This window comes from Desulfobacula sp., from assembly GCF_021107415.1.
Genome location: NZ_JAIOSW010000183.1, coordinates 1 through 9,526 on the forward strand (window position 1 = coordinate 1; position 9,526 = coordinate 9,526).

The 9,526-nt window shown below is 38.9% G+C and carries 11 protein-coding genes; 7 read left to right on the top strand and 4 right to left on the bottom strand.

The window, feature by feature from the left end; translation table 11 throughout:
• Positions 1–1,133: AMP-binding protein (locus tag K8S13_RS09930; protein WP_291462288.1), on the bottom strand; the 1,133-nt coding region annotated here is incomplete at its 3' end.
• Between the two features lie 149 nt (positions 1,134–1,282).
• Here K8S13_RS09930 and K8S13_RS09935 point away from each other — a divergent pair.
• From K8S13_RS09935 to K8S13_RS09945, 3 genes are all read left to right on the top strand, one after another.
• Complete coding sequence (locus K8S13_RS09935; protein ID WP_291462289.1) at positions 1,283–2,245, top strand: tRNA-dihydrouridine synthase family protein; 963 nt, start codon at positions 1,283–1,285, stop codon at positions 2,243–2,245.
• A gap of 97 nt (positions 2,246–2,342) precedes the next feature.
• Complete coding sequence (locus K8S13_RS09940; protein ID WP_291462290.1) at positions 2,343–2,627, top strand: HU family DNA-binding protein; 285 nt, start codon at positions 2,343–2,345, stop codon at positions 2,625–2,627.
• Between the two features lie 176 nt (positions 2,628–2,803).
• A complete protein-coding gene (locus K8S13_RS09945) occupies positions 2,804–3,331 on the top strand; it encodes a universal stress protein (RefSeq protein ID WP_291462291.1) in 528 nt (175 codons plus the stop codon).
• A 6-nt stretch (positions 3,332–3,337) separates the two neighbouring features.
• On the opposite strand, the gene K8S13_RS09950 is transcribed toward K8S13_RS09945, so the two are convergent.
• Together K8S13_RS09950 and K8S13_RS09955 are read right to left on the bottom strand one after the other, a co-directional pair.
• A complete protein-coding gene (locus K8S13_RS09950; protein ID WP_291462292.1) occupies positions 3,338–4,129 on the bottom strand; it encodes an alpha/beta hydrolase in 792 nt (263 codons plus the stop codon).
• Between the two features lie 33 nt (positions 4,130–4,162).
• Positions 4,163–5,572: an MFS transporter gene (locus K8S13_RS09955; RefSeq protein WP_291462293.1), complete on the bottom strand. Its 1,410-nt coding sequence runs from the start codon at positions 5,570–5,572 to the stop codon at positions 4,163–4,165.
• A gap of 98 nt (positions 5,573–5,670) precedes the next feature.
• On the opposite strand from K8S13_RS09955, the gene K8S13_RS09960 reads away from it, so the two are divergent.
• From K8S13_RS09960 to dusB, 3 genes are read left to right on the top strand one after another with little or no spacing between them, the layout of a single operon-like run.
• A complete protein-coding gene (locus K8S13_RS09960; protein WP_291462294.1) occupies positions 5,671–6,027 on the top strand; it encodes a hypothetical protein in 357 nt (118 codons plus the stop codon).
• Positions 6,008–6,928: a DUF1848 domain-containing protein gene (locus K8S13_RS09965; protein WP_291462295.1), complete on the top strand. Its 921-nt coding sequence runs from the start codon at positions 6,008–6,010 to the stop codon at positions 6,926–6,928. The genes K8S13_RS09960 and K8S13_RS09965 overlap by 20 nt, the downstream gene beginning before the upstream one ends.
• Positions 6,925–7,890 carry a tRNA dihydrouridine synthase DusB gene (gene dusB / locus K8S13_RS09970; protein ID WP_291462296.1) on the top strand — a complete coding sequence of 322 codons (966 nt, stop codon included), beginning with the start codon at positions 6,925–6,927 and terminating at the stop codon, positions 7,888–7,890. The genes K8S13_RS09965 and dusB overlap by 4 nt, the downstream gene beginning before the upstream one ends.
• A 4-nt stretch (positions 7,891–7,894) precedes the next feature.
• Here the strand turns inward: dusB and queF are convergent, their stop codons facing one another.
• Positions 7,895–8,299: a preQ(1) synthase gene (queF, locus tag K8S13_RS09975; RefSeq protein ID WP_291462297.1), complete on the bottom strand. Its 405-nt coding sequence runs from the start codon at positions 8,297–8,299 to the stop codon at positions 7,895–7,897.
• Between the two features lie 302 nt (positions 8,300–8,601).
• Between queF and K8S13_RS09980 the strand changes: the two genes are divergently transcribed.
• Positions 8,602–9,372, top strand: coding sequence for a hypothetical protein (locus K8S13_RS09980; protein ID WP_291462298.1), 771 nt, complete (start codon positions 8,602–8,604; stop codon positions 9,370–9,372).
• Positions 9,373–9,526: the final 154 nt, after the last annotated feature.

Below are 9,526 nucleotides of genomic sequence, written 5' to 3' on the forward strand. Positions count from 1 at the left end.
GGTACCCCAAAAGATCCTGGTCGCATCTTACCGTTCAACCAGGGAGGATTTCCAATCATGGCTGTGGATTCAGTCTGACCATAAAAATCTCTTATCTCTGTGCCGGTATGCTTTTTCCATTTTTCTATCACATCGGGATTCAAGGGTTCCCCGGCACTCATGGATTGTCTTAAACAAGACAGATTAAAAGAATCAAGATTCATATTTACAAACATTCTCCAGGCAGTGGGAGGTCCACAAAACGTTGTCACTTCATGCCGCAAAACAGCATCAAGATATTGTTCGCCATCCAGGAGTGAAAATTTAAATCCGGTGGTTGTAGCGCCGACATTAAAAGGAGCAAAAAAACTGGACCAGGCCCATTTTGCCCATCCGGGTGCACTCAAATTATGGTGGATATCATCAGGCCTTAACCCCATCATCACTGTGGTTGACAAATGTCCAACAGGGTATGACACTGCTGTGTGTCCGACCCTTTTGGGAAGTCCGGTTGTTCCCGAAGTAAAAAAACAAAAAAGGATATCATTGGATCTTGTCTTTGCAGCCTCAGCTTCAATGGATTCATTTTCAATCACATCAAATGATATCCAGCCTGTTTTTTGTCCTAAAACCAGTTTGAGTTTGGGCTCGATATTTGTTTCTTCAAGGGCTTTATCAATCAGGCCGGCACAATCCTCATCTGCCATTACAACCTTGGGGGAATAGGTTTCAAATCTGAATTCCAGCTCTCTTTGAGTCATTGTAGTTGCTGTTGGGATGGTGACCATCCCCGCCTTAATACAGGCAAGGCCGGCAAACCAGTTTTCAGGTAAGACAGGACTCATCATATAGAGATTATCCCCTTTTTCAACCCCTGATTTTAAAAAAAAATTGATCAGTTGGTTTGCCTTTTCCGATAAGGTTCTGTAAGAATACGTCCGGGTCTCCAACGTATCGATATCCGTCCAGATCAAGGCTTTTTTATCTGGATTCTCTTTGACATGAAGATCTTCAAATATGTCCGAGGCCCAATTAAAATATTCAGGGATTTCCATGGCATTTAATTGGGCAAACAGTTCTTTAGCACAATTTTCCTTGTCCAGGGTTTCTTCCATCATATTTATCCGGACAACCTCTTTGAAAAACTCTTTCATTCCTTTAAAACACTCCTTGCAATCCGTTTTAATGTTATATATAAGCTAAAACCAAAACATTTAATTGTATAATTTATCACTCTAATGTTTGTCAAAGTTTTTTTCTAATTTTTTATAATAAATTATTACTCAAAATGAACACCAAATATATGAAAAAAGACGATACCACAATAATCCTTGCCCCTCTTCAGGGATTTACCGATGTAACATATCGAAATGTATTTTCAGATCATTTTTCAGGCGTTGATGAGGCTGTGGCACCCTTTATTTCAACCATGGGCCAAATGCGATTAAAGCCCTCCAGAATAAAAGATGTAAATCCTGAAAATAATAAAAAACTTTTTGTGGTCCCTCAAATCCTTGGAAATATACCCAAAGACTTTATATTTCTTGCTGACCACCTGTATGAAATGGGGATAAAAAAAATAAACTGGAACCTGGGTTGCCCCCATTCAAAAATTGCAAAAAAAAAGAGAGGTTCCGGGCTTTTAATGTATCCCGATGAAATTGATGCTTTTCTGGATACCGTGGTACCCAAAATTTCAAATACACTTTCTGTAAAATTAAGGTTAGGCAGAAAATCGAAAAATGAAATCTTCAAGGTCTTATATGTTTTGGATAAATACCCCTTGGATGAAATCATACTCCACCCCAGGACCGGACGACAGATGTATGAGGGGACATCAGATCATGATGCCTTTGAAAAAGCGCTTCATTGCAGCCGGCACCCGCTCACTTATAATGGTGATATAATAGATTTAGATTCCTTTCATGCAGTTCAAAAAAAATTTCCCCATATCCAACGGTTCATGATTGGCCGGGGACTTCTTTCAAATCCGTTCCTTGCAGAAGATATAAAAAAAATTATCATAAATAAAAATAAAATTGAACTATTAAAAGATTTTCATGATGATCTTTTTGCCGGCTATCAAAAAATATTCTCAGGACCTGCACACTTAACCGGACGAATGAAAGGATTCTGGAATTATCTTGGCCCCTCCTTCAAACAGAGCAAAAAACCGCTGAAAAACATATTAAAAGCAGACTCCATCGCTAAATACCGGGACATGGTGACAAAAATTTTTAACGCTGATCCTGAGTTTATCAAATAAATAGGGGTTTTTACCTATTGAATTATCATTGGTTTTTTTATTATACATATAGAACCATTAATAAATTTTAGTGTGTATAATAATATGGAGAGAATAAGTGAATAAGTTTAAATTGATTGAAACACTGAAAAACAGATGTTCTCTGAGCCAAAAGAAAGCAACTGACGTCGTAGACTTATTTTTTTTTGAGATGGCAAATGCCCTGACCAGGGGAGACCGAATTGAATTGAGAGGATTATGGTCATTTCATTTAAAAGCGTATAAATCCTATACCGGCAGAAATCCGAAAACCGGAAAAATTGTTCAGGTTGATTCTAAAAAGCTTCCCTTCTTTAAATGCGGCAAAGAGCTGAAAGAGAGGGTCGATTACCCGGCCAATTGATCATATCTGCCTGTTTTTCCCATATTTTTTTTTCAAAGGGTTAAAATCAATACTTGCATATTAATCATTTTGATTTAATATATGAGTCAGATTTAGACGTGTTAATTTTTTAATTAACATATAAAATGGAGCGCTGAAATAAAGGTTCCTTAAATAATAAAAATGGAGTAATAAAAATGGTTGAACCGACAAAAAATATCCTTTTTGCATCTGATCTTTCTGTCAATATGAAGGAGGTTTTTGAGCATGCGGCAACGTTGGCCATCTGCCAGAATGCCAATATCATCGTCCTTCATGTAATGGAAGAAAGCCCGCGCTCAAAAAAGCGAATCCGCATGGCATTTGGTGAAAAATTATATGAAAACATAAAATCCGACCATAGAACCGGGGCAAGAAACATCCTGATAGGAAAAAATGTTGATGCCCTGAGAATCCGTAAGGCCATTACCGGCTTTTTTGAAGGGACTGAACCAAACAAAGACACATCTGAAAACAATTCCCTGATTTCAAAAATTCTGGTGGCGGAAGGTCGTTCCATTGCCGATGAAATCGCATCAACCGTTAGAGAGGAAGAATGTAACTTGATTGTCATGGGCTGCAAACGGCAGGGGCTCCTGGCAGAAGCCATGGGAAACCATGTAGTTAGAAAGGTATTGAAACGATCTGGTGTTCCGGTCTTTATCATTCCCTTTGAGGAAGAATAGACAAGGCTAAAGGCAGATCCTTTTAATATGTTCCAGGTACGGGCCCATTCCTCTCATAAAAATATCATTATGATTTGCCCCTTTGATCTCCAAAAGTGTTTTATCGTTTGAAGCACATGCATCAAAAAGAGCCTGACCATCTGAGAATGGAATAATGTGATCAAATTGAGCATGAATCACCAGGCAGGGTTTTGAAAATGTCTTAATTTTATCGATATTTTCAAAACCCTGTTCTTCCTTAAAGCCGATAGTCTGAGGATTAATACCAAGCTTTAGCAGCAATGGTGCAGCCCATGCGAATCCACTTTCAATCATCAGACATTTAAAATCATTTGCCCGGGTGTTGCAAAGTTCAATTGCAGAGGCACTGCCCAAAGATCTTCCCATAACACACAGGGGCCCGGTCAATTTCATTTTTGACATATAATCCAGTACAAAATCGAAAACCATAAGGCAATCCTTCATCATTGATGTGACAGACGGACTGCCTGTTGATCTTCCATATCCCCGGTAATCCACGACGAATAAATTGATGCCTATATCATTATACAGACATCCGAAATCGTCATAATCGGAAACGATTTCCCCATTGCCATGGAAAAAAAGTATCACAGGCGCATCATTCTTTGCAAAATGAAATGATGCACCCACCTGAATACCTTTATCAACAGGGATCATTATATCATCCCGGTTGTTTTTGGCCTGTCTTAAGCCATCTTCAAGTCTTGGATGGAAAAGATGCCTTATCACCTGAGGTTGATCCAAAACTGAAAAATTTTTCGTGTTTAATTGTACCATATACCCCTCCTCCTTGCAGAATCATTCAATATTTCAGTGTTCTTTACCCCTGACAAAGGTTACACCTATTCCCAAGCCTGAAATAATAGCTCCCATAGCCATTGTTCGCTTAAAACTGATCATAAAAAAAGAGTCCATTGCTGCCGAATAATTTTCAAGGCCTGCACCATTTGTAAGACTTGAAAAAGAACTTGTAAAAATCAATCCGGCCAATGCCACTCCGATCACCATCCCAAGGTTCCTGGCTGTAGCCACAGCCCCTGAGGCTATTCCGCGTCTTGGCAATGGCACACAACTCATTATGGCCGTATTGTTGGGAGACACAAAGAGCGCTGTTCCAATCCCGGCAAGGGCAATCCGCCACAAAATTGATAAAACACCCATGGACGGATGGATATATATTAATGAAACCAGAGACAATGTCAGAACACTCATACCCATCATGCATAAACGCCTTGAAGCAAATGTATCATACAGTATCCCCGACACGGGACTGACAAATAAAAGGAACAAAAAAAGAACAATCATGATCGAGCCTGTTTTTGATGCAGAAAAGCCACATGGGTATGTCAGGTAAAACGGCAGCATAAAAACAATAACAAAAAGAGCCGCAAATAAAATAGCCGAAGAAATCACTGGAAATACAAATAATTTTATTTTTAAAAGTTCCAGATCAAATAATGGATAGTCCGATCTTGCCTCGTTTAGCACAAAAACGATACCTGCCAGAATACAAAGGCCGGCAAAGGAAAGGGACGGAATCGAAGCGATCCCCCACTTGGACAATTGTGTCAAAAAAATAATCAGGGTGGATAAAATAACGATCAATAAAATGCTTCCTGTTTTATCCATGGGCTCATAGCTTCCCCGTGCTGTAGGAATACCTTTTAAAACAAAGTAACCGCCAATGGCAGCAGCAATCCCAATGGGAATATTAATATAAAAAATGACCCGCCAGGAGAAATATTCAAGGATAATTCCGCCAACGACAGGTCCGGTTGTAAGTCCTGCAGCAACCACCGCCCCGATCATACCAAGGGCTTTGCCCCGCTCCTGCACTGGAAAGACATCTACAATCAGGGCGGGTGAACATGCCATCAGCATAGAGGCCCCACACCCTTGTACAGCCCTGGAAATAATTAAAAATTGAGGTGTCCGGGCCAGACCACATAATAGAGAACCAACCACAAATATGGTAAACCCCAGGACATAAACAGGTTTCCTGCCTTTAATATCTGAAAGCCTGCCAAAAGTTAAAAGCAGAGAAGAAACCGTCACAAGATAAATTAATACCACCCACTGAATGGTTTGCATATCTGTCTGCAAATCCTGCATCATATAAGGCAGGGCAACATTGACAATACTGGAATCCAGAGTTGACATAAAAATTGAGGTTGCAACAAGGAAAAAAATTTTCCATTTTTTTTCATAAACAGGTGTCATAAATTCATTCCATTCTTTTAGTAATAAAAAGATTATGTTATATGAAGCCAATTGACAAGAAAAATCAAACCGGACAAACCAAATCAAATGAGGGAGCTATGGCCACAGTTAATGATGTCGTCTTAATATATCTTGAAGACGCACCCGTATCCTTTGCAAGGGTTGAAAGTATCCTGCCGGATGCTAAAAAGGATTGGTATCATATCAAATTGTTAATGCTTAAAATGCCTTTACAAGTTGTCACATGGATTCTAAAAGATGATTATATTAATGGCCAGGAATTTCATATGAATGGCAAAAAAATGAAAATAAAAAAGGTTGAAAGCCCTATAGAGAATTTGCCATTGTCCAAACCCTCAAGTTCCCCAGACAAAAGAAAACCGGGAGGGAAAGTTCCGGAAAATATAATTTCCTTTTCCGATTTAAAAAAGAATCATGAGCCAGAATCCAGATAAAATCTTATCTGCCTCAAGAAGAACGGATATTCCAGCCTTTTACATGGACTGGTTCATGGACCATATCAACCTTGGATTTTTTAAGATAAAAAACCCATACAACAAAATAGTTAAAAAAGTTGATGTGTCCAGGGATTCAATTCATTCAATTGTATTCTGGTCAAAAAACTATGATGCCTTGATCAAGGCCAAAGCGGGTGAAAAACTGACTCAACTTGGATTTAACATATATTTTAATTTTACAATAAACTCTGAATTACCTTTGCTTGAGCCTAATCTGCCGGCCTTAAAAAAAAGACTTGAACAATTAAATAAACTTGCCTCCCTCTTTGGACCCGAAAAAATATCCTGGCGGTTTGACCCTATCTGCTTCTATCAAACCAGGGATAAAGGCCCGGAAAAAAATAATCTTTCAGACTTTACCATGATAGCAGACAAAGCCTCAAAACTTGGCATCAAAAAATGTGTCACAAGCTTTTTTGACAACTATATCAAGATCCAAAGAAGGCTTAAATTTTTATTTCAAAAAAACCATCAAACTGTTTTTTTTTCTGATCCGTCCATGGATAAAAAAATACAAGTGATTCATCGAATGGAAAAGCGTTTAGCAACAACCGGCATAAAGCTTTATTTATGTTGCGAAAAAGAATTGTTCTCAAATCTTGATGCCGATACAATGGTTCAGCAAAATTCATGTATTGACGGCAATTTATTAAAAACACTCTTCAGGGGTCACCCTGAAATCAAAAGAGATTACGGTCAACGCTCAAAACAAGGGTGCAACTGCACAAAATCCATTGATATTGGGTCGTATGAAGAACATCCATGTTTCCATAATTGTCTTTTTTGCTATGCAAACCCCCAAATTGATACCGACATAAAAAAAACTAAAATTCAATGAAAATTAAAAATTTATCTATAAACGGGAAAACCTTTTTAGCTCCCCTTGCAGGGATAACCAACCTGCCGTTTCGGCTTCTTGTAAAAGAATACGGCTGTGCTGTGGTATGTTCTGAAATGATCAGCGCCAAAGGAATCTTTTATAACTCTGAAAAGACTCTGGATCTTTTGTCCTCAAAAAAAAAAGAACAACCCCTGTCAATTCAATTGTTTGGATCTGATCCTGATTCCATGGCAAAAGGTGCAAAATTCATACAGGATCTAAAAGTTGCTAACATTATCGATATTAATTTTGGCTGTAGTGTGAAAAAAGTCGTCAAACAGGGAGCCGGGGTTGCATTGATGAAAGAACCCGAACTGACTAAAACAATCTTAACAGCCGTTCGTAAGGCGATTAATCTGCCGCTGACAATAAAATTACGGTCCGGCTGGGATCATTCCGGGCAACAGGCATTTAAAATTGCGCAAATCGCACAGGACTCAGGTGTGGATGCCATCATCCTGCATCCAAGGACTGCAAACCAGGGATTTAAGGGCAAGGCGAACTGGGATTTAATTACAAAACTCAAACAGCAATTGTCTATTCCTGTTATTGGCAATGGTGACATTAACACCGTTGAAGATGCCCAAAAGATGATCACGCACACCAAATGTGATGCTGTCATGGTTGGACGTGCAGCCATGAAAAATCCGTTTATCCTTTCCCAGATCGATGATTTTCTTGCGACCGGATCTTATAAGACGTCTTCAAATTACGAAATTTTTAGAGCAATGGAACGCTTGACCCGGATGTATGTGGTTTATTTTGAAGAAAAGCCTGCCTGCAAAATGCTCAGGGGCAGGCTTTCATGGTTTGTAAAAGGAATGCCGGGATGTTCTGCATTCAGAAAAAATCTATCCTGTATCAATTCAAAAAATCATATACTGACACTCATTAAAGAATTTGAAACAGGTCTTGTGTAAGCTTTTATTCTTTCTCATAGACAGCTGTTGCTATGGAGCTGACCCCTCCCCTAGGGGTAAATTCACCTGTGACTTCCATTCTTAAAGGCTTTAAAACGTGAACCAGATCATCGAGAATCTTGTTAACCACATGTTCATAAAACATGCCAACATTTCTAAATTGCAACAGATAATATTTTAGTGACTTCAGTTCAACAATGGTCTCACCAGGTTGGTACTTTATCGTGATGCAACCATTATCCGGCAGGCCTGTCATTGGGCAGACCGACGTATATTCAGGCTGCTTTATAGTGATATCAATACTTCTTTTTGATTTATAAGCGTATTCTATGGGTTCCAGAAGATCAGTTTTCACAATACTTGGATCTTCGATTTTGTAATGGGTCTTATAAGTTTTATTTTCAATCATGTTTCAATTGTCCTTAATAAATTTTAATAAAGAACAAATTTTATCATAAAGAAAATTATGTTTCAAACGATTAAAACAGCGAAAAGACTTCTCCTAGTCGCCATTTGGAAAATCGTAAAAAAAGCTTGACAAAGGTCTGGGAAAAAAGGATAAATACTATACCGAAATATTATGCTAACGATTTAAGAATGTTTCGAAACTTTCTTTAAAAATCAATGAGTTGAAAAATTCAGGCACTTTTAGTCAAGTTTGGTGACACCATTTTGACATTTTTAAAATAGTCCAAGGAGGACATGAACTAAATGAACGATTTTTTACAAAGCCTTCGTAATGGCCAGGCTGAAAAACCACGCACCCCCAAAACACGCAAAAACTATGATAATTCTTATCATTATACCAGCTCCCCCAGGTATCATTCTTATAGTGGATACCAGAATACCAAAAACCAGCACATGAAAAGACCCCCTATTCCACATCAAGCCGGGAATCAGCTTCCAATGGATGATACTTCAGCAACATCCATGCTGGCAGAAGCCATTGAAAACTTAAGCAGCCATCTTGAAACCCTGGCAAAAAATCAGGATTATCTGATCAGCGCCCAGGAAAAAACTGCAGATATGTTGGAACGTCAGGCCGTTGCCATTGAAAGAGTTCTAGATCATCTGAATATCGCTCCCGGACAAAAACCAGTGCCACAGCCAACACCCCAAAAAAATAGTGCCTCTAAAAAAGATTTTGAGCATCATTATGTCACCTCCCAAAAACCGGAACCTGACATCACTGAGCCTGCAGTAGAAGCCCCTGTAAAAAATATCGAACCGGTAAAACCGCCTGTAAAACCAGTTGTTCGAAAAAGAAAAAAAATCATGGCAAAAAAGGCTGAGACGGTTGTTTCAACTAACAACAAACTTCTCAGTCGTGAGGCAGTCATGGATATCATTCACACCATGCGGGCTAAGGATGCTACCTTTGGCCAGGTTGCAAGCCGTTTGATTGAGCTGGGCCAACCCACATTCTCCGGTCGTGGAGAATGGCATGCACAAACCATTCACAGGCTTTGCAATAAAAAATAAATTTATCTTAGTGCCCGACCAAAAACCGTTAATTTTCCCGGTTACTGCGTTGGGCACAAATTTATAAATTTCAGATATCCCGGCATGGGCAATTATACTACTTTGGACTATTATCCCACAGCTATAAAATCAATCCCAATAAAAAGGTGACCTT